At 70.2% G+C, this 18,631-nt stretch carries 18 protein-coding genes and 2 pseudogenes; 10 read left to right on the top strand and 10 right to left on the bottom strand.

Going from position 1 to position 18,631, the window contains the following annotated elements; translation table 11 throughout:
- Nucleotides 1–64: 64 nt before the first annotated feature.
- Entirely contained in the window at nucleotides 65–511 is a 447-nt protein-coding gene (locus ABZ717_RS23775) for a GNAT family N-acetyltransferase (RefSeq protein ID WP_358514149.1), read from the bottom strand.
- A gap of 286 nt (nucleotides 512–797) precedes the next feature.
- On the opposite strand from ABZ717_RS23775, the gene ABZ717_RS23770 reads away from it, so the two are divergent.
- On the top strand, nucleotides 798–1,799 hold the full coding sequence (locus tag ABZ717_RS23770) for a hypothetical protein (protein ID WP_358514147.1): 1,002 nt from the start codon (nucleotides 798–800) through the stop codon (nucleotides 1,797–1,799).
- A 51-nt stretch (nucleotides 1,800–1,850) separates the two neighbouring features.
- Here the strand turns inward: ABZ717_RS23770 and ABZ717_RS23765 are convergent, their stop codons facing one another.
- From ABZ717_RS23765 to ABZ717_RS23755, 3 genes are all read right to left on the bottom strand, one after another.
- Nucleotides 1,851–2,873, bottom strand: a complete 1,023-nt coding sequence (locus tag ABZ717_RS23765; RefSeq protein WP_358514145.1) for a phosphotransferase family protein — start codon at nucleotides 2,871–2,873, stop codon at nucleotides 1,851–1,853.
- Nucleotides 2,870–4,084 (bottom strand): acyl-CoA dehydrogenase family protein, encoded by a 1,215-nt coding sequence (locus ABZ717_RS23760; protein ID WP_358514143.1) that lies wholly within the window; start codon nucleotides 4,082–4,084, stop codon nucleotides 2,870–2,872. Before ABZ717_RS23760 ends, ABZ717_RS23765 begins: the two co-directional genes overlap by 4 nt.
- 108 nt (nucleotides 4,085–4,192) lie before the next feature.
- The gene (locus ABZ717_RS23755) at nucleotides 4,193–4,810 is read right to left on the bottom strand and encodes a TetR/AcrR family transcriptional regulator (RefSeq protein ID WP_358514141.1); all 618 of its coding nucleotides are present in this window, start codon (nucleotides 4,808–4,810) and stop codon (nucleotides 4,193–4,195) included.
- 193 nt (nucleotides 4,811–5,003) lie between these two features.
- Here ABZ717_RS23755 and ABZ717_RS23750 point away from each other — a divergent pair, with 193 nt between their 5' ends.
- The 4 genes from ABZ717_RS23750 (at nucleotide 5,004) to ABZ717_RS23735 (ending at nucleotide 8,909) form a co-directional block, all read left to right on the top strand.
- A complete protein-coding gene (locus ABZ717_RS23750; RefSeq protein WP_358514139.1) occupies nucleotides 5,004–6,620 on the top strand; it encodes an AMP-binding protein in 1,617 nt (538 codons plus the stop codon).
- Nucleotides 6,617–6,874, top strand: a complete 258-nt coding sequence (locus tag ABZ717_RS23745) for a hypothetical protein (RefSeq protein ID WP_358514137.1) — start codon at nucleotides 6,617–6,619, stop codon at nucleotides 6,872–6,874. The genes ABZ717_RS23750 and ABZ717_RS23745 overlap by 4 nt, the downstream gene beginning before the upstream one ends.
- A gap of 3 nt (nucleotides 6,875–6,877) precedes the next feature.
- Nucleotides 6,878–8,110: an RNA-guided endonuclease TnpB family protein gene (locus ABZ717_RS23740; RefSeq protein WP_358514135.1), complete on the top strand. Its 1,233-nt coding sequence runs from the start codon at nucleotides 6,878–6,880 to the stop codon at nucleotides 8,108–8,110.
- 355 nt (nucleotides 8,111–8,465) lie between these two features.
- The gene (locus tag ABZ717_RS23735) at nucleotides 8,466–8,909 is read left to right on the top strand and encodes a hypothetical protein (RefSeq protein ID WP_358514133.1); all 444 of its coding nucleotides are present in this window, start codon (nucleotides 8,466–8,468) and stop codon (nucleotides 8,907–8,909) included.
- Nucleotides 8,910–8,972: 63 nt separating this feature from the next.
- On the opposite strand, the gene ABZ717_RS23730 is transcribed toward ABZ717_RS23735, so the two are convergent.
- Complete coding sequence (locus tag ABZ717_RS23730; RefSeq protein ID WP_358514131.1) at nucleotides 8,973–10,151, bottom strand: saccharopine dehydrogenase NADP-binding domain-containing protein; 1,179 nt, start codon at nucleotides 10,149–10,151, stop codon at nucleotides 8,973–8,975.
- Between the two features lie 147 nt (nucleotides 10,152–10,298).
- Between ABZ717_RS23730 and ABZ717_RS23725 the strand changes: the two genes are divergently transcribed.
- Nucleotides 10,299–10,865, top strand: coding sequence for a TIGR03086 family metal-binding protein (locus tag ABZ717_RS23725; protein WP_358514129.1), 567 nt, complete (start codon nucleotides 10,299–10,301; stop codon nucleotides 10,863–10,865).
- Nucleotides 10,866–10,932: 67 nt separating this feature from the next.
- Here ABZ717_RS23725 and ABZ717_RS23720 read toward each other — a convergent pair.
- A pseudogene (locus tag ABZ717_RS23720) lies at nucleotides 10,933–11,061 on the bottom strand (helix-turn-helix domain-containing protein); the annotation flags it as partial.
- A 53-nt stretch (nucleotides 11,062–11,114) separates the two neighbouring features.
- Here ABZ717_RS23720 and ABZ717_RS23715 point away from each other — a divergent pair.
- Together ABZ717_RS23715 and ABZ717_RS23710 are read left to right on the top strand one after the other, a co-directional pair.
- Nucleotides 11,115–11,456 carry a metalloregulator ArsR/SmtB family transcription factor gene (locus ABZ717_RS23715; RefSeq protein WP_358514127.1) on the top strand — a complete coding sequence of 114 codons (342 nt, stop codon included), beginning with the start codon at nucleotides 11,115–11,117 and terminating at the stop codon, nucleotides 11,454–11,456.
- Nucleotides 11,453–11,884, top strand: a complete 432-nt coding sequence (locus ABZ717_RS23710) for an SRPBCC domain-containing protein (protein ID WP_358514125.1) — start codon at nucleotides 11,453–11,455, stop codon at nucleotides 11,882–11,884. Before ABZ717_RS23715 ends, ABZ717_RS23710 begins: the two co-directional genes overlap by 4 nt.
- Before the next feature lie 37 nt (nucleotides 11,885–11,921).
- Here the strand turns inward: ABZ717_RS23710 and ABZ717_RS23705 are convergent, their stop codons facing one another.
- Nucleotides 11,922–13,502 (bottom strand): BCCT family transporter, encoded by a 1,581-nt coding sequence (locus tag ABZ717_RS23705; RefSeq protein ID WP_358514123.1) that lies wholly within the window; start codon nucleotides 13,500–13,502, stop codon nucleotides 11,922–11,924.
- Between the two features lie 491 nt (nucleotides 13,503–13,993).
- Here ABZ717_RS23705 and ABZ717_RS23700 point away from each other — a divergent pair, with 491 nt between their 5' ends.
- Nucleotides 13,994–15,346, top strand: a complete 1,353-nt coding sequence (locus ABZ717_RS23700) for a carboxylesterase family protein (RefSeq protein ID WP_358514121.1) — start codon at nucleotides 13,994–13,996, stop codon at nucleotides 15,344–15,346.
- Between the two features lie 51 nt (nucleotides 15,347–15,397).
- Here the strand turns inward: ABZ717_RS23700 and ABZ717_RS23695 are convergent, their stop codons facing one another.
- Nucleotides 15,398–15,742, bottom strand: coding sequence for a hypothetical protein (locus ABZ717_RS23695; RefSeq protein ID WP_358514119.1), 345 nt, complete (start codon nucleotides 15,740–15,742; stop codon nucleotides 15,398–15,400).
- A gap of 93 nt (nucleotides 15,743–15,835) precedes the next feature.
- Here ABZ717_RS23695 and ABZ717_RS23690 point away from each other — a divergent pair, with 93 nt between their 5' ends.
- A complete protein-coding gene (locus ABZ717_RS23690) occupies nucleotides 15,836–16,711 on the top strand; it encodes an MFS transporter (RefSeq protein ID WP_358514116.1) in 876 nt (291 codons plus the stop codon).
- A 240-nt stretch (nucleotides 16,712–16,951) separates the two neighbouring features.
- Here the strand turns inward: ABZ717_RS23690 and ABZ717_RS23685 are convergent, their stop codons facing one another.
- Complete coding sequence (locus tag ABZ717_RS23685; RefSeq protein WP_358514114.1) at nucleotides 16,952–17,788, bottom strand: phosphosulfolactate synthase; 837 nt, start codon at nucleotides 17,786–17,788, stop codon at nucleotides 16,952–16,954.
- Nucleotides 17,781–18,631, bottom strand: a pseudogene (locus ABZ717_RS23680) (hypothetical protein); the annotation flags it as partial. The pseudogene ABZ717_RS23680 and the gene ABZ717_RS23685, both read right to left, overlap by 8 nt.

The raw sequence follows: 18,631 nt of genomic DNA, 5'->3' as shown, positions 1-18,631 counted from the left end.
GAACCCGACCCCGGAACCGTCCGGTGGGCCCGTCTCCCGTGGGGAGGCGGGCCCACCGTCGTTCTCAGGGGTTTCGGGGGGCTCTGGGAGCTTGGTCGAACCGGACGAAGGACCGCAGCGAGGGCCGGTGCTCATGCGCCTCGACCAACCCCAACGCCTCGTAGAAGGCGCGCTGGCCGTCCTCGTCGTCGGTGAGCAGTACCCGTTGGCGAACCCCCTCGTACCCGGAGAACAGCTCGTCCATCAACCGCCGACCCAGGCCGGTGCGTTGTTCGTCCGGGTGTACCAGGATGTCCTGGACGTGGACCACCGTGGCGCCGTCCGAGATCGACCGGACCAACCCCACGAGGCGGTCCTCCCTGCGGGCGACCACCAATCGGTGCGAGCCGCCCAACGCCCGCATCAGCACCTCTGGAGCCTCGGTGTAGGCGGTCCAACCGACCGCCCCGTACAGATCCAGTACCTCGGCGCGTTCCAAGTCCTCGGCCGCGCACACACTCACTCGAACCACGTCCCGTGTCTCCTTCGCTCACCGACGATGGCCCGGAAGTCTGTCAGGTTCGCCCGCCGTGTTCCAGAGCGTGGCCGGCATCGGGTGGATCGACCGGGCGGGTGGACGCACACGACGATCCGGCTCCTGCACGGAAGGGACCGATCCGATTTCCGGTACCGTTACCGGACAAGCGATGTGGACCGGTCATCGGGGCCGTCTTCCCCAAGGGGAGGACGGCCCCTCGCCGCAACAGATAACGTCGTGGTGGCGTGGAAGTACCCAGGAACGACGGGGAGGGCGACTCGTGCGCGCGGAACGGCTGTGGCGCAGGGGGTTGCGGTTTCCGCGCCTGTTCCTGGCGGACCGGACGGTCCTCGTGCACGGCGACGTGGACCTCAGTACCGACCCGCGCAAGTCGCGCTACGAGGCGCGGGCCTTCGACACCCGTTCGCTGCGTCCCCTGGGGACCGCGTTCGAGGCGCAGGGGCCGGTGAACCTGGCCGTGTCCCCCGAGGGGGAGGACTGGCCCGGTACCGTCCTGGTGCAGGCCTCACGCCGGTCGGTGAGCGTACGCGACCCCCGCACCGGCATCCCGCTGTTGGAGACCGACCTGGCCGAACCCGGGGAGCGCTGGCCCGACGACGTCGCCCTGAGGGTGGTGGACAAGCAGGCGGTGGTCTTCCTCTTCGGTGAGGACGGTGACGGCGGCACCCGATGGTGGGCGGTGGACCCCTACACCGGGGCGACCGTGCCGGACCTGACCGACTCCAGACCAGGCCACGAGGCCCGCGGCGAACGCATGTCCTTCGCCGGCGACTATCTGGTGGCGCCCGGCCAGGACCCGGGCTTCGACCCGGTGATCCTCGCCGACTACGAACACCCGCGCGAGCGGGTCTACCTGATGGAGGACGGCGAGTACCTGGGCGAGGTGGAGAGCCACGCCGACTCCGAGACGGTGGCCGCCCGGGTGGGCGGGCGCTCCCTGCTCGCGGTCGCCGGACGCGTGCACTCCCTGCCCGACCTGGAACTGGTCGCCGAACTGGGTGGTCCGCGCACCCTGACCTCACTGGTGGAATGGGACGGCGAGGCGGTCGCCGTCTACCAGGAGGAGGAGGCCCGCCCCGACGGCCTGGGCGGCTGGTACCTGGACGAGCTGCGGGTGCGTCGGCTGGATCGGCCCGGACAACCCGTGACGGAGGTCCCCGGGACCTGGCCGGGCGAGCTGGAGGACCTGGTGGCCGCCCCGGACGGGGTCATCGTCCTGGCCACCACCGAGGGCGTCCACGCCCTGCACATGCGGCCTTGAACAGGACGGCCCCGGCCGTCCCGCCGAACCTGGTGCCCGGGGCCTCGGGCATCACGGGGCCTCTCGGAGCGCCCGCAGTCCGGCGGCCGCGTACTCCCCGACGGCCTCACCGGCCCGGTCCCGCCCGCCGCCCTCGGCCCCCTGCCTGCCGCGGTAGGCGATGCCCTGGGCGATGACCGCCGACTTCAGGTGGGCCAGACCCAGGTGGAAACCCCAGTCGCGCAGAGCGCGTCCGGACACCCGCGAGTACATGTGCGCGATCTCGTCGGCGGTGGGCAGCCGGTCGCTGTTCCACGCGGCCGGTTCGCCCAACACCAGGTCCAGTCCGGGACGCCGGTACACGCACATCATGGCGATGTCGGCCAGCGGGTCTCCGAGGGTGGACAGCTCCCAATCGACCACCGCGTGGATCCGCCCCGCGTCATGGTGGTCCAGCATCACGTTGTCGATGCGGTAGTCGCCGTGCACGATCGCGTGCGCCGAGGATTCGGGTACGGCGTCCGCCAGCACCCGGCACAGTCGGTCCAGGTCGGGCAGATCCCCGTCGCGCACCCGCTCCCACTGGCGACCCCACAAGCGCACCTGGCGTTCCAGGAACCCGTGCGGTCGGCCGTGCGAGGCCAGCCCGACGGCCTCGTGGTCGACCGCGTGCAGGCGGGCCAGCACCCGCACCAGGCTCCGGACACAGACGGCGACCTGTTCGTCGTCCAGGTCGGCCAGCTGGTCGCGGGTGCGCACCACCCGGGCGTCGACGTGGGAGAACACGGAGAAGGGCGCCCCGATGACGGAGGGGTCCTCGCACAGGGCCACGGCGTCGGCGACGGGGACCTCGGAGCCGCCCAGGGCGTCCACCACACGGAACTCCCGCCCCATGTCGTGGGCAGAGGGGGTCAACCCCGCGGTCGGGGGCCTGCGCAACACCCACCGCGGCCCCGTGGCGTCGTCGATCCGGTAGGTCAGGTTGGACTTGCCACCGCTGATGGGTTCGGCGCGCAAGGTTCCCTCGACCTCGACGCCGGAACGCTCCAGGTAGGCGGCCAGTGCGGTCGTGTCGAGCGGGGGAGCGTGTGTCATCGCGGTCCCTCCCCGGCCTCGTGGGCGCGGCGGGCCCGCGAGACCACCCGCTTGGCGATCGACCAACGGTGGACCTCGGAGGGTCCGTCGTAGACGCGGAAGGGGCGTACCTCGCGCAGCAACCGGGCCAGGGGCAGGTCGTCACTGACCCCGAGTCCGCCGCACAGCTGGATCGAACGGTCCACGACCCGGTGGATCGCCTCGGCGGCGAACGTCTTGGCGATGGAGGTGGAGGTCCGGGCGTCCACCCCGGTGTCCAACTCCCAACAGGCCTGGAGCAGTAGGGAGCGGGTGGCCGCGATGTCGATCTCGTTGTCGGCGATCATCTGTTGGGCCAGACCCAGGTCGCCCAACCGGGAACCGAACAGCTCCCGCCGGCAGGCCCGGTCCACCGCGATGTCCTGGGCGCGCCGCGCACTGCCCAACCAGCGCATCACGTGGGTCATGCGTGCCGGGCCGAGGCGCACCTGCGCGTAGGAGAAGCCCTCGTCGACCTCGCCGAGGACGTTCTCGTCGGGCACGAACAGGCCGTCGAAGATCACCTCGCAGTGACCGCCGAGCATGGAGGAGTCCATGGTCCGGACGTGGCGGCCCACGGTGAGGCCGGGCGCGTCGGCGTCGGTGAGGAACATGGTCGCGCCACCACGGTCACCGGGCCGGCCCGAGGTCCGGGCCATCACGATGAGGAATCCGGCCCCGTCGGCGCCGGTGATGAAGGTCTTGTGGCCGTCGATCCGCCATCCGCCCGCCGTTCGCGTGGCGGTGGTCGACAGGGCGGAGGGGTCGGCGCCCGCGCCGGGGGAGGGCTCGGTCATGGCGAAGGCGGAACGTACCTCGCCTCGGCACAGCGGGCCCAGGTAGCGTTCGCGCTGAACGGGGTCGGCGACGCGTTCCAACATGTGGACGTTGCCCTCGTCGGGTGCGGCGATGTTGAGCGCGGTCGGGCCGAACACCGACAGGCCCGCCGCCTCGAACACGGGTGCGCGGTCGCGCAGGTCCAGCCCCTGACCGCCGAACTCCACTGGGCAGTGCGGCGCGAAGACCCCGGCCTCGCGGGCCCGCCGTTGCAGGCGCAGGCGCAGGGTGTCGCCGCCGGCCCCGGCGATGTCGCCGTCGTGTTCCTCCTCCACGGGGAGCACGGTCGTGCGCACGAAGTCCCGTGTCGCCCGGGCGAGGTCGGTCGCCCTCGCGGTGTGCCCCAGATCGATCACGCAATCCTCCACCCGGTAACCGACCGAGCGATCGCTCGGTCACGTGGACGGCAGATTGTCACGGCCCTCGGGTGGCTGTCAACGCTCTCCCGGCGCGGGGGCGGGGTTTCAGGGGGTGCGGGGCCGGGTGGGGGCGGCGCCCACGGTGGCGCGGGCCAGCGTGAGGTAGCGGTCGACGAGCCGGTCGGGGGAGAGTTCGCCGTCGGGCCGGAACCAGGAGGCCACGGCCACGCACATGGTGGTCACGGCCCGGCCGGCGTCACGCGGGTATGGGGTGGTGAACACCCCCGCCTCCCGACCACGCGCGATGACGTCGTCGACCATGCGCTGTTGTTCGTCGCGCAGGGCGACGTAGGAGGTGCGCAGGTCGGGGGTCATGCTCCGGATCTCGGTCGAGGCCACGAAGGCCTGTGGCCTGCGGTGCATGTGGAAGCGCAGCAGGCACTCGATCAGATTGTCGAACCGGAGGTCGGGGTCCTGCCCGGCCTCCTCCACGGCCCGACCGGTGTGGTCCAACAACTCGTGCATCGCCGCCATGACCAGGCCCTCCAACAGGGCCTGCTTGGACCGGTAGTGGTGGTACAGGCCGGGCACGGACAACCCCGCGTGTTCGGCGACCCTTCGGATGCTCGTGCCGTGGTAGCCCTGCTCGACGAAGCACTCCAGGGCCGCCGCGAGGGGGGGTGAGAGCCGCTGCTCCCCGAACGAACGCCACGATCCCGACACCGCACTCCTCGCTTCCGTAAGGCTTCGAGCTGAAAGGTACCGGTAGGAACCGGGTCCCGTCGTCGCCGCTCGCGACCCGAGGACGTATTGACAGGTGGTCTTGTGATCCACAACACTACGGACCACTGACCGAGCGATCGTTCGGTCGGTGTCGTGAGCGTCGACGTTTCCACGAGGAGAAGAGGGACTCGACTTGCCACAGCCCACCACCATCGTCCAGGCCTGGCGCCACCGCGTCGACCGGAACCCGGACGCCCCCGCCATCGCCTACTTCGACCGCGTCATGACCGCACGGGAGGTCGACGAGGCCTCGGACGCCCTCGCCGTCGCCCTGGCGGAGAGGGGCGTGGGACCCGGGGACCGCGTCGGGGTCCGGCTCCAGAACATCCCGCAGTACGCACTGAGCATGCTCGCCCTGTGGAAACTCGGCGCCGCGCTCCTGGTCCTCAACCCGATGTACCGCGGTGAGGAACTGCGCCGCCTGATCGAGGACGCCGAACCGGTCGGCCTCATCAGCTCCGACGACACCCTGGCCGAGACCCGCACCGCGCTGGAGGGAAGCTCCGTCCGGTGGTTGCTCGGCACCTCCGACCTGGACCTGCAGTCCCGCGACGACACCCGGGTGTTCTCTCCCGGGCCGCGACCGGACCCCTCCCCGGACGGCGATCTCGTGGAGTCGATCCGCGCACACGCCGGTCGCCGACCGGCCCCGGTCGACCTCGACGGGGACTCCGTGGCCCTGTTGGCCTACACCTCCGGGACCACCGGGCCGCCCAAGGGCGCGATGAACACGCACGCCAACGTTCTGGCCGTCACCTCCACCTTCGCCGCCCACGTGGGGCTGCGAGAAGGCGACGTCGTCCTGGCGGTGGCCCCGCTCTTCCACATCACCGGAGCGGTGATCAACGCCGCGCTGGCGCTGTTGGGCGACACGCTGCTGGTGTTCGCCCACCGCTTCCACCCGGGAGTGGTGCTCGACGCCTTCACCGAACACCGCGTCACCTTCACCATCGGATCCATCACCGTCTTCAACGCCCTGTACGAGCATCCGGACGCCACCGCCGAACACTTCGCCTCGGCGCGCCTGCTCTACTCCGGAGGCGCCCCCATCCCGCCGGCCACCGTCGACAGGTTCCAGGATCGCTTCGGCGTGTACATCCACAACGCCTACGGGATGACCGAGACGACCTCCGGCGTCATCGCGGTGCCTCCGGGCGAACACGCACCGGTCGATCCCACGAGTGGCTCGCTGTCCATCGGCCGGGCCCTGCCGCACCTGAGCGCACGCGTCGTCGGCCCGGACGGCGCTCCCGTCCCCGCCGGAACACAGGGCGAACTCGAACTGTCCGGGCCCCAGGTGGTGCCCGGTTACTGGCGCAATCCCGAGGCCACCGCCCACACCTTCCCCTCGGGGCGACTCCGCACCGGGGACGGGGCCGTCATCGACGAGGACGGATGGGTGTACCTGGTCGACCGGCTCAAGGACCAGATCAACGTCTCCGGTTACAAGGTGTGGCCGCGCGAGGTCGAGGACGCGCTCTACCGGCACCCCGCCGTTCACGAGGTCGCGGTGGTCGGCCGCCCCGACTCCTACCAGGGCGAATCCGTGGTCGCCCACGTCTCCCTCGCCGCGGGCGCCCAGGCCACCGAGGAGGAACTCATCGCGTTCGCCCGAGAGCACCTCGCCGCCTACAAACGCCCGCGCGAGGTCCACATCGTCCCATCCCTGCCCAAGACACTCACCGGCAAGATCCGGCGGCGCGCCCTGCGTGAGGCCGCCGCCACCGAAGCACAAGGAGACCCCTCGTGAGCGCGACCACCCCCGGTAGGGTCGACGAACCACCCGCCCGCACACTCCGATCCAAGCGCAAGTCCCTGCTGGCCAGCACGGTCGGCAACGTCCTGGAGTGGTACGAGTGGAGCGCCTACGCGGTCTTCACCCCCTTCATCGCCGCCGTCATCGGTTTGTTGGGTGTGGATACCCCGTCCTTCAGGGTGGGGAGGAAACACCTTCTTCTTTCCGCGTTCGGGGTGTGTACCGGCTTTCAGGCTGCTAAAACATGATCCATGGCCAGGAAGACCGTGAAGCGGGCGTTCAAGTACCGCTTCTACCCCACCCAGGTGCAGGCGGCGCAGCTGTCGCGCACGTTCGGGTGTGTGCGCCTGGTCTACAACAAAGCCCTCGCCGCCCGTTCCCAGGCCTGGGATCAGCACCGGGAGCGGGTGGGCTACTCCGCGACCTCGGCCCTGCTCACCGGTTGGAAGAAGACCAACGATCTGGCCTTTCTCACCGAGGTGTCCAGTGTCCCGCTCCAACAGGGGCTGCGGCATCTGCAAGGGGCGTTCTCGAACTTCTTCGCGGGTCGCGCCCGCTATCCGCGATTCAAATCGAAGAAGAGGTCGCGGGCCTCGGCGGAGTACACCCCGAGCGCGTTCCGCTACCGGGACGGGAAGCTCACCCTGGCCAAGATGGACCAGCCGTTGGACATCGTGTGGTCGCGCCCTCTACCGGAGGGTGCTTCGCCGTCCACGGTGACCGTCTCGCGGGACGCGGCGGGGCGCTGGTTCGTGTCGCTGTTGTGCCAGGACACCATCACAGCCGCCCCGACCTCTGAGGGCGTGGTCGGGGTGGACGCGGGTCTGACTTCCCTGGTGACGTTGTCCACGGGGGAGAAGATCACCAACCCCCGCCATGAAAGGCGTGACCGGGCCAAGTTGGTCAAGGCGCAACGGTCCCTGTCCCGTAAGGCCAGGGGCAGCGTGAACCGGGCCAAGGCCCGGGTCAAGGTCGCGCGGGTGCACGCCCGTATCACCGATCGCAGGAAGGACTTCCTGCACCAGCTCACCACTCGTCTCGTCCGCGAAAACCAAGTGGTCGTGATCGAGGACCTGACCGTGTGCAACCTGGTCAAGAACCGCACCCTGGCCCGCGCCATCTCGGACGCGGCCTGGACACAGTTGCGGTCGATGTTGGAGTACAAAACCCACTGGTATGGGCGGGAGTTGGTCGTGGTGGACCGGTTCTTCCCCTCGACCAGGCTGTGCTCGACGCCTGGGTGTGGGCATGTACGTGCCCGGTTGCCGTTGAACGTGCGCACCTGGACGTGCGAGCGGTGCGGCACCACCCATGACCGCGATGTGAACGCGGCGATCAATCTCAAGGCCGCCGGGCCGGCGGTATCTGCCTGCGGAGCCGGTGTGAGACCTCAACGGGAGTCCTCCCGGACGAGGCGGTCGGCGTTGAAACAGGAAGGCCACGGGGCGGCCCGTGACGGGGCGGAAGCCTCGAACCACCGATAGGTGGTTGCCGAAATCCCCCGCCTTCAGGCGTGGGGAGGAAGTCAACAAGGAGACCAAGGGGACCGAGCTCACGGAGAACTGATGGCGTCGGTGGGGCCGGGCGATCCGGGGGACCTGGTGGCCTCAACGGGGCATCGCCCCGGCCGCCCACCGTCGCGGGGGCGCACCTACTCGGCACGCGGATCCGATGTGTACGCCCTTCCTGATTTTGAGGCGTTACCGCGTGGGCGTCCTCCCGGTGATCCGCGCGCCCAGGGCCCGCCTCGGGCGTGCGACCACGGGCCCCGGCACGTCGTTCGGCTCCGGAACGGTCGGTCGGTGCGATACTCGCCGCACCCACGTCGAGGAGACGACCATGAACACTTCACGGACCCTGGCACGTTCCCTGGCCCTGGGGTTGGCATCGGGGGCACGTGGAACCCTGGGACCCTGCGCGCCACTGTTGGCCCGAGACGAAGGACGAACGCTCCGACGCGGACTGGTGGCGCTGACCATCACCGGTGAACTCGTGGCGGACAAGACGCCGGGCATCCCGCCCCGCACGTCGGGGCCGGTCCTGCTGTCGCGCTCGCTCGCCGGAGCCTGGGGCGGGGCCCTGCTCGCCCGGAACCTGGGCGGCCCCGTGCCACCGGCCGTCGCCGTCGCCGCGTTGGCGGCCCCGATGGGCGCGGTGGTGGGGGTGTGGTGGCGTTCCTGGTGGAGTGGGTCCCGTCCGGCCTGGGAGGGCGCGGTCATAGAGGACGCCGTGGCGCTCGCCCTGGCGTGGTGCGCGGTCTCCGGAACTCCTCGGGGGGCGTGACCTTGAGCCTTCGAGGAGGGCGCGCACGGCGGCCACCGTGCGCGCCCTCCTCGGAGAAGGCCCTCAACCCTCGAAGGTCCGCAGTACCTTGAACTCCACCCCGGCCCGGGGCAGTCGCTCGATCAGCGCCTCGCCCATCGCCACCGCCGAGGTCACCTGCCCGGAGGTTTCGGGCAACTCGTCCCGCCACAGGCACAACGCGGACTCGGCGAGCATGCCCGAGGTCGCCGCGTATCCCGGATCGCCGCCCGACACCAGGGTGTGCACCCGACGACCACCACCCGAACCCACGAAGTGCACGGTGAACCAACCACCGGCCAACTGTTCCTCGCTGGGGCCCTCGCCGGGGGAGCGCAGCGACAGCAATCGCTCCCGCAACGCCGGAACCTGGGCGGCCGCCATCATTCCGGCGGCGCCACCGGCCGCGCCCACCGCGCTGGTCAGATGACGAAACGCCCCGTAGTGCCCGTAGCTGAAGTCGGGGCCGTAACGCTCCAACGCCGCCGCCGAACGCGCCACCACCCGCGGGTCCAGGCTGGGGAGCGGCAGTGTCCAACCCCGGGCCAACCGGGTGCGCGGGATTCCGCTCCGGTCGACGCGCACCCTGCGGCCCCGCGGCCCTGTCTCCATCGCCCGGCGGTCCCGTGCGGCGGACACCAGACCCACGGCGTCGGAGAAGGCGCCCACCGCCGAGCGCAGCGTGCCACCCGAGGCCGTGCCCTGCGCGCGCACGAACCCCTCCACGTGTAGGGGCACGCCTTCGGGCAGTCGCCCGACGGTGAAGAGCACACCCAGGTCGTGGGGGAGGGAATCGAAGCCGCAGGCGTGCACGATCCGCGCGCCCGTGCTCTGGGCGGTGGCGTGATGGCGTACGTACATGCGGTCCACGAAGGCCGGCTCACCGCACAGGTCCACGTAGTCGGTGCCCTCCGCCGCGCACGCCGCCACCAAGGGCTCGCCGTACTCCGCGTAGGGGCCGACCGTGGTGATGACCACCCGGGCGGACGCGGCCAGGGTCCGGATGGAGGCGGTGTCGTCGACATCGGCCAACAGCAGGTCCGGGGTGGGCCGGTCCGGGTCGATCTCGGCCAACTCGGCCCGCACGGCCTCCAACTTGTCGATGTTGCGCCCGGCCAACGCCCACCGCAGCTCGCGGGGGGCGTTCTCCGCCAGGTACTCGGCGGTCAGTGCTCCGGTGTACCCGGTCGCGCCGAACAGGACGATGTCGTAACCGCGTTGCATGTCTTCCTTGTCGGTAGGCCTTCGCGTCGCTCGTGGTGTCAAAGTCTGACAGGTGGGCGTCACGGGGGTGGAGCCGGCGGTGTGGACCCGCCGATGATCGGGTAGGCCGCCCCGGCGAGAACACCGATGACCCTGGGAAGAGGACCTGTGACATCCCTGATCGATCTGCACGGCACCGCGATGGAGGAGTTCGACCGCAGGGTGAAGGCGGTACGGCTCACCGACTGGGCCCTGCCCACCCCGTGTTCGGACTGGGACGTGCACGACCTGGTCGACCACCTGACCACCGAGCAGTTGTGGGTGCCCCATCTGTTGGGCGGTGCCCGGGTCGAGGACGTGGGCGACCGGTTCGATGGCGACAACCTCGGGGAGGAACCGCTCGCGACCTGGACCGTGGCGGCGCGTGAGGCCCGCACGGCGTGGCTGGCCCCGTCCGCGCTGGAACAGCGGGTCCACCTGTCCTTCGGGGAGTCCCCGGCCGAGCTGTACCTGTGGCAGATGACCTTCGACCTGGCCGTGCACGCCTGGGACCTGGCCCGGGCCATCGGGGCGGACGAGCGCCTCGACCCGGACCTGGTCGCCGAGCTGCTCACGTGGACGAAGGGACAGGAGGGGGAATTGGCGGCGAGCGGACTGTTCGCCGAACCGGTTCGAGTGGGGGAGGACGCCGATCCACGGACCCGCCTGCTCGCCCTCACCGGACGTCGGGTCTGAGGATTGGGGGGCGTCCGCCGCGGCGCCCCCTTCCTCGGGCTCGGCCCGATTCGGTCCCGGTCGCCTGGTCGGGGACCCATCGCAGCACGTCGCCGGGCTGACGGCCGAGCGTATGGCCGATCGCGTCGAGCGTGGTGAACCGCACCGCCTTGGCCCGGCCGTTCTTGAGCACGGCGACGTTGGCGGGCGCAAGACCCGTCGGGCGAGTGGGGGCTTGTTCATATATGCCAGGCGGAGTATATTCCTCATGTGGCATATACAGTGTTCGAGGTGATCGCCGAACCGCGTCGTCGTCAGATCCTGGACCATCTGCGAGAGCGTGGCGAGAGCGTGGTGGGGGACCTGGTGGAACAGCTCGACCTGTCCCAGCCCACGGTCTCCAAACACCTGCGCATCCTGCGTGAAGCCGGGTTCGTGAGGGTGCGCCAAGAGGCCCAGCGTCGTTGGTACCGCCTCGGTCTCGACCCGTTCCTCGAAGTGGAGGACTGGCTGGGGCCCTACCGACGACTGTGGGAGGAACGCCTCGACGACTTGGCGGCTCACCTGGACACGATGCCGGACGAGGACGGAGCAGAGGGGGATGGGGCATGAGCGAGCCGGGACTGCGATCTCTGGGCGACGACCGGTGGACACTCACACTGGTGCGGGCGCTCGACCACCCGCCCGAGAAGGTCTGGCGGGCGATCACCGAACCCCGTCACCTGGCGCGGTGGTACCCGATGGCGGCCGAACACCTGGACCTGAGGGTCGGCGGTGCCATCACCTTCCGAGACGAGGAGGGGACCGAACTGCCGGCCGAGGTCACCGAGGTCGAACCCGGACGGGTCTTCGCCTTCCGTGAGTTCGACGTCGAGACGGGTGAGCACCACCTGCGACTCGGTCTGGAGGCCGACGGCGAGGGCGGTTGCCGGCTCACACTGACCCACACCTTCATCGGTGGCGACTGGGCGGAACGGACCGAGACCGGTTGGTTGATGTGTCTCGACGAACTCGAACGTGCCCTGGCCGAGGGCGAATGAACGTGAGCGGGGTCCGTGCTCGACGGACCCCGCCCGACTAACCCACCGGCTCCGGTTCCTTGATCCGTCGCGGCTCGGTCGAGGCGATGATCCCCTGTTCGACGGCCATCTCCCGGGCCAGGCGCGGGGCGCCCCACAACGGTGGCAGCAGCGCCAGGCCCGCCGGCACCGCCGTGACCACGATGACGGACTGCAACGCCTGCACCCCGTTGTCACCGACGGTCAACAGCACCACCGCGGTGACGCCCATGCCCACACACCAGAACGCCCGTACCAGGGCGTGCGGTTCGCCCTCGCGCATGCTGGACGCCGAGACCGCGTAGGACATCGCGTCCAGGGTGGCGGCGAAGAAGATCAGCGTCACCACGATCATGATCACCGCCAGGACCGAACTGAACGGCAACGCCTGGACGATGGACAGGGCCGCCGCTGCCAGACCGTGTTCGGCGTAGGGGTCGGAGATCACGCCCGGGTCGCTCTGTTCCAGCCACAGGCCGGTGCCGCCCAGGGCGGTGAACCACACCATGGTCACCACCGACGGCAGCACGGTGGCGCCCACGTAGATCTCCCGGATCGTGCGGCCCTTGGAGACCCGCGCGATGAAGATCGCCATCAGCGGTCCGAAGCCGATGAACCAACCGAAGAAGAACAGCGTCCAGTACCCCAGCCAGGCGTCGTCGCCGCGGTACAACGACATGGGTACGAACTCGCGTACGTGCACGGCGCTCGCCTGGAGGAACAGGTCGATGACGTAGGGCAGTGAGGCCAGTCCGACGATCGAGACGATGAGCACCAGCGCGGCCCAGACGTTGATCCGGCTCAGCAACTGGATGCCCTTGTCCACCCCGCTCAGTACCGAGATCGTGGCGATCAGCGTCAATCCCCCGATGAGCACCACCTGGGTGCCGTATCCGGAGTCGAACCCGAACATCTCGGCGCCGATGTAGGACATCTGCAGGCCCAGGAACCCGATCGGGCCGACCGTCCCGGCGACCACCGCCAGCACACAGCTGATGTCGGCGACCGTGCCCAACCAGTGGGTGCGCACACGCTCGCCCAACAGCGGCCAGAGCAGGGTGCGCGGACGCAGCGGCAGGCCCTTCTCCACCCCGCGCATCATCACCAACGTGGCCAACGAACCACCGATCGCCCAACCGACGAAACCCCAGTGGGTGAAGGTCTGCGCCAACGCGATCGCGGCGCCGTCCATGCCACCGGAGACGTCGTCGTACTGCGGCGGCGGGTCGACGTAGTGGGCCAGCGGTTCGGCGGCCGCCCAGAACACCCCGCCCGCGGCCAGCAGCGTGGTCAGGACCATCGCCACCCACCGGAACCAGCCGAACTCGGGGGCGACGGGACCGCCCATCCGCACCCGGCCGTACCGGGAGAACGCCAGGACGGTGGCGACCACCAGGGTGGCCAGGAGCAGGACCTGCCAGTACGCGCCGAACCAGTGGGTCGACCAGGCGAAGGCCGCGTCGACCATGGTGTTCATCATGGCGGGCCGGGTCAGGGCGAGCAGGACGAACAGGACCAGCAGGCCACCGGAGACACCGATGACCCAGGGGTCGGGTCGGCGCCCGGTTTCACGCACACGGGTGCGCAAGGTGGAGGACATGAAGAAGTGGAGTCTCCTCTGTCGGAGAACGGAACCGGGCGCGCCAACGGGCGGTCCGGGAAAGAGAAAGCCGTCGAATCCGTCACTGCGACGCCGAAGCGGGGGACGGCAACGGGCCCCGACGACGGGGCGGCCCGAAGGAGTCTACGTGCGTTCACCAGTGGGGACGCGATCGAGGAGAGTGGCGCCGAACACGCGGGGGTGTGGTCCTAAGCGCTATCGTCCGGCTCCTCGGCGAGGAGCCGGACCACCTCGTCGTATGCGTCGAGCCGTTCGGTGAGGCGCTCTACGACGGTCCCGGTCACGCCCGGGAGACCAGGTGGGGTCCCCGGTGGAGTTCCAGGGTGTGCCGACGCCGCGCGCGACGGTGTCACCGAACACGAGGCCGGTGGACCGACGTTCCGGTTCCGGGGGCGACCGATCCTTGCGGGTACCGTCGTTCGGGTGACCGAAGGTCCGATCATGGACCCTGGGCGAACGTAGGAGCCGCCATGACCGAATCCACCTCCGTCTCCAAGGGTGAACACCACCGCCTGGACACCCCCGCGGGCCCGATCGTGGGGAAGGTGCGCGGCGGGGTCCTGCGGTTCCTCGGCATCCCCTACGCGCGGGCCGAAAGGTTCCGGGCGCCCTCGCCGCTCGAACCCTTCACCGAACCCTTCGAGGCCACCGAGGCCGCGCCCGCCGCCCCACAATCGATCTCCCGGGTGGTCTCCGAGGCGGTCGAGGGCATCCCGACCGGTCGCCAGGACGAGAACTGCCACCACCTGTCGGTGACCGTGCCCGTCGACCTGGCCGAGGACGAGCGCCCGCCCGTCCTGGTGTGGTTCCACGGCGGCTCCTACGTCACCGGCGCGGGCGACCTGGCGATCTTCGACCCGGCCCGGCTGGTACGCGAACAACGGGTCGTCGTCGTGTCGGTCACCTTCCGGCTCGGGGTCCTGGGCTACCTGCGTCTGCCCGGTGTCGCCCCCGCCAACCTGGGCCTGCTGGACCAGGTGGCGGCGTTGCGCTGGGTGGCCGCCAACATCGCCTCGTTCGGGGGCGACCCCGACAAGGTCACCCTCTTCGGGCAGTCCGCCGGTGGTGACGCCGTCGCCCACCTGATGATCAGTCGCGGCGCCGAAGGGCTGTTCCGGCGCGCGATCGTGCAGAGCGCCCCGCTGGGACTCCTCAGCCGACGCGACCGCATGTACGAGGCGATGGCCGGGGTGGTGGGCACCCTCACCCCCGAGACCGACACCCGCGACATGCTCGCCCGTCAGGAGAGGGCGGTCGAGGCCGGCAGGGGCTTCGGGCTGCCCAGCGCCATGCCGTTCGGCACGCGTTACGGGCACGATCCGTTGCCCCCCGAGTCCCTCCGAACCCGCGCCTGGCGCGAGGCGGCGCCCCGGATCGACGTGCTCGTCGGGGCCACCAGCGAGGAGACCGGGCTGTTCGCCGAGTTCCTGCCCCCGATCAAGAGGATGTCCGAGCTGCCGGTGATCGGCTCCACCCTGCGCCGGGCCCTGGTGCGCCTCACCACCTGGGTCATCTACACCGGGCCCGTGCGGGGCTTCGTCCGTCGCCATCGCCGGGCCGGTGGTCGGGCGGTGCGCTACACCTTCACCTGGCGGCCGGAGGGGAGCCCGTTCGGGGCCGCGCACATCACCGACATCCCGTTGCTGCTGGGCACGCGCAAGGCCTGGGAACGGGCGAGCCTGGTCGGCCGCACCTCCTGGGAGGAACTCGACCGGCGTGGTCGTGCGGTGCGGCAGGTGTGGGGCGAGTTCGCGCGCACCGGGTCGGTGAGCGCCGAGTCCGCTTCGGCGGCCGCCGACAGCCTCACCGTCCACCGGTCCTGACGAACCCGACCCCGACGAGCCCCGTCCCCGTGAACCCGCCGAGGTCGGGGCTCAGCCGACGATCCGGCGCAGCTCCGACCGGCACCGGCGGTACAACTCCACCGGGTCCTCCTCGCGCCCCTGCGCGGCCAGTTCTCCCCAACGCTCCCAACAGGCGCTCCACACCGCCACGGCCACCTCCACCACCAGCAGCACCGTGGTGGGGTCCAGCCCTTCCAAGCGGTCGTTGAGACGCTCGCGCAGACGCGTGGCGAGTCCGCGTTCCTGGGCGGCGGCCAGCGCCCTGAGTTCGGAGTCTCCGGACAGCAGTCGCGCGACCCTGCGGTGTTCCTCCCGCTCTGGGTCGTGTTCGCGACCCATCACCTTCTCCAACGCCGCCTCGACGTCGCGCAGCACGGTGTCGGGGTCGGTGCCGGTGACCTCCAGGGTCTCGATCGCCCGGAGCAGGCGCGATTGTCCCGGGAGACCGGCCTGTTCCTTGGTGGTGAAGTGCCGGAAGAAGGTGCGGGAGGAGACCCCCGAGCGTTCGGCGGTCTGGTCTACGGTCTGGCCTCCGCCGAGGGACTCACCGATGGAAGCGTCGTCCCGCTCGTGGCCCTGGTGGTCGGTGCGGTCGCCCTGGTGCTGTTCGTCCTGCGCCAGCGCGCCCTGACGCGCACCGGCGGCGAGCTGCTGGACCTGCGTCCCTTCGCCGTGCGCAACTTCCGTGTCTCGTTGATCATCGTGGTCGTATGCATGGCGACCATGCTCGGCACCGTCATGGTGCTGCCGATCCACCTCCAGGTCGGCCTGGGTCTGAGCGTGCTCACCACCGGCCTGCTCCTGCTCCCGGGGGGCCTGATCCAGGGCGTGCTCTCGCCCATCATCGGCCGGGTCTACGACCGGGTCGGACCACTGCCCCTGGTCGTCCCCGGTGCCGTCCTGCTCGCCGCCGGTCAGTGGTGGCTGAGCACCCTGACAGCCCAGACCTCCATCACGGTGGTCGTGGCCATGCACGTGGTGTTCTGCGTCGGTATGGCGATGCTCATGACCCCACTGATGACGCTCGCCCTCGGTTCGCTGCCGCGCAGGCTCTACTCTCACGGCAGCGCGATCATGAACACGCTGCAGCAGCTCGCGGGCGCCGCCGGTGTGGCCGTTCTGGTGACGGCCATGTCGATCGGTGCCGCTGGAGCGGGCACGGCCGACGCGGTCGCCGCCCAGGTCCAGGGCACCCAGGACGCGTTCCTCGTCGGCGGCTGCCTGGCCCTGGTGGCCGTTGTCTGCGCACCACTGGTGCGCCGGCTGCGTCGGGACCCCGACGCCGAATCGATCGAGCCCGCCCGAGAGCGGAGCGGATCGGAACAGGCCGGCGCTTCGGCCTGAGCCGTGACCCGCGACGTGCCCCCGGGGTGACACCACCCCGGGGGCCCGCCGTGCGGAGGCTCGGACCACGCGGGTGCGGCCGTCGACGGGTGTGATCGGTGGCCGGTGTGACCCTCACGCCCGTCTCGCTCATCCGGGTATCCCTTCACGCTTTCCGGACCGGCTCCGCGCCGGCCCTGGTTCTCGCCTTCGACGCGTGTCCGTTCCGGGTATTCGACGAATACCCGGCCGGGGTCCGGATCAGGGCGCCGGGTTGATGACACGACCCCAGGTGGACTTGTTGCCCCAGACGTTCTGCCGCAGACCCTCCAGCTGAAGGATCTGGGAATGGTCGACGAAGAGGTTGACCTCGTTGCCGTAGTTCTTGACGTACCACTCGAACACGGGACCGTCCGCGGCCTCGAACATCACGTTCTCCAGGCCCAGCCCGTTGATGATGGACGCGGCGGCGCCGGTGTTCCACTCGTTCACGTTCTCGGTGATGCCCTCGGACTCGATCATCACGATCGACGCACCGGCTTCGAGGGTCTTCTCGGCGCGGTCGATGAGGTCACCGATGTCCTTCTCGCCCTCGCTCGCCAGCTCGGCCTGGCCGGAGTCGCCGCCGGAACCGATCTGGATCCCGAGCTCGGGCTTGGCCTTCAGCCCGGCGTCGACGACCTTTTCCACCAGGCGCAACAACCCGGAGGTGTTGAGCATGATGAAGCCCGTGGAGATCTCGATGACGTCGAAGCCGACCTCCTTGGCCTCCCTCAGGTACCGGTCGACCGCGTCGTCGCCGTAGCGCAGCACGGTCTCGATCCATCCGCCCGAAGACACGTAGGCTCCGTGCTCGTGGGCGATGTCGCTGAAGGCGCGCACCTGCTCGGTCGGCACCAGCGAGAACGAGCCACCGGCCCACTTGATGCCGTCGACCCACTGGCCGGCGACATCGAAGACGTCCCGCAGGTGGCGGGTGCCGAAGGTGCTGTAGTAGGGCGCCCGGATCTCGGTCATCCCGAAGGTGCGGGGCTTGGCCGGCCGGTAGGCGCGGGGAACGAAGTTGAATGACACGTCGTGTGGGACGGCGTTACCCATGATGGTGTCCCCTTTCTCGTGGGCCCTCTTCCCTTTTCGGAGCGTGCGGGCGAGGTCGGGACCGGATGGTCCGGACCCTGGCCAGGGCCGCGGTGAGGTCGGTGGTGTCGGCGTAGTCGAGGCCGCGCACGATCTCCGCGATCTCCTCGCGCAGTTCGGCGTCGGCGAAGGGCCGGGTCAGCGCGTCGAACTTGGCGCGGGCGCCGGCCCAGTCGAGCGGGTCGGTGTGGAAGCCCTTGTAGGCCGAACGTTCGGCGCGCAGCACGGTCCCGTCCCGCAGGGTGACCTCCAGGTCGGCGGGCATCTCCTCGGGGAAACGGGCCGAGAACCCCGTATCGGGGACGATCTCGACCTTGCGCATCAGTCGCTGCACGTCCCGGGCCACGATCCGCTTCGGCGCGTACTGGGCGGGATCGAGCACACCGTCCAACAGGACCACGGCGACCATCCACGGCAGTGAGTGGTCGGCCTCCTCCTTGGTGCGGACGGTGCGTTTGTCGCCCTCCTCCCCGCCGCCGATGATCGAGTACGCCACGTCGAAGGTGCGCAGCCGTACGGCGGTGATCGCGTCGGCGTCGAAACCGGCCTGGGCCCGGATGGCCTGGGCGGCGTCCAGGGCCGACTGGGAGTGGATCTCGGCGTTGTGCTTCTTGATGATCGAGCGCCGCACCCGCTCCAGGTCCTCCTTGGACCAGTCGATGGTGAAGTTCCCGGCGATGGATTCCTTGAACCCCTTGTTGCCCTCGAACACCTCCGCCGGACCGGTGATCCCCCGCGAGGCCAGCAGCGCCGCGAACGTGCCCTCCTTGGACACCTGCGGGTAGGCCAGGCCCTTCCAGTGCG

Source organism: Nocardiopsis sp. NPDC006832 (assembly GCF_040635885.1).
Lineage (GTDB): Bacteria > Actinomycetota > Actinomycetes > Streptosporangiales > Streptosporangiaceae > Nocardiopsis.
This window is presented reverse-complemented; position numbering and strand designations above follow the sequence as displayed.

Excerpts from the sequence above, each read along its gene's own strand:
- ABZ717_RS23730 (WP_358514131.1), bottom strand. The coding sequence starts at position 10,151 with ATGCAACGCGGTTACGACATCGTCCTGTTCGGCGCGACCGGGTACACC.
- ABZ717_RS23705 (WP_358514123.1), bottom strand. The coding sequence starts at position 13,502 with ATGTCCTCCACCTTGCGCACCCGTGTGCGTGAAACCGGGCGCCGACCC.
- ABZ717_RS23710 (WP_358514125.1), top strand. The coding sequence starts at position 11,453 with ATGAGCGAGCCGGGACTGCGATCTCTGGGCGACGACCGGTGGACACTC.
- ABZ717_RS23735 (WP_358514133.1), top strand. The coding sequence starts at position 8,466 with ATGAACACTTCACGGACCCTGGCACGTTCCCTGGCCCTGGGGTTGGCA.
- ABZ717_RS23700 (WP_358514121.1), top strand. The coding sequence starts at position 13,994 with ATGACCGAATCCACCTCCGTCTCCAAGGGTGAACACCACCGCCTGGAC.
- ABZ717_RS23685 (WP_358514114.1), bottom strand. The coding sequence starts at position 17,788 with ATGGGTAACGCCGTCCCACACGACGTGTCATTCAACTTCGTTCCCCGC.
- ABZ717_RS23765 (WP_358514145.1), bottom strand. The coding sequence starts at position 2,873 with ATGACACACGCTCCCCCGCTCGACACGACCGCACTGGCCGCCTACCTG.
- ABZ717_RS23740 (WP_358514135.1), top strand. The coding sequence starts at position 6,878 with ATGGCCAGGAAGACCGTGAAGCGGGCGTTCAAGTACCGCTTCTACCCC.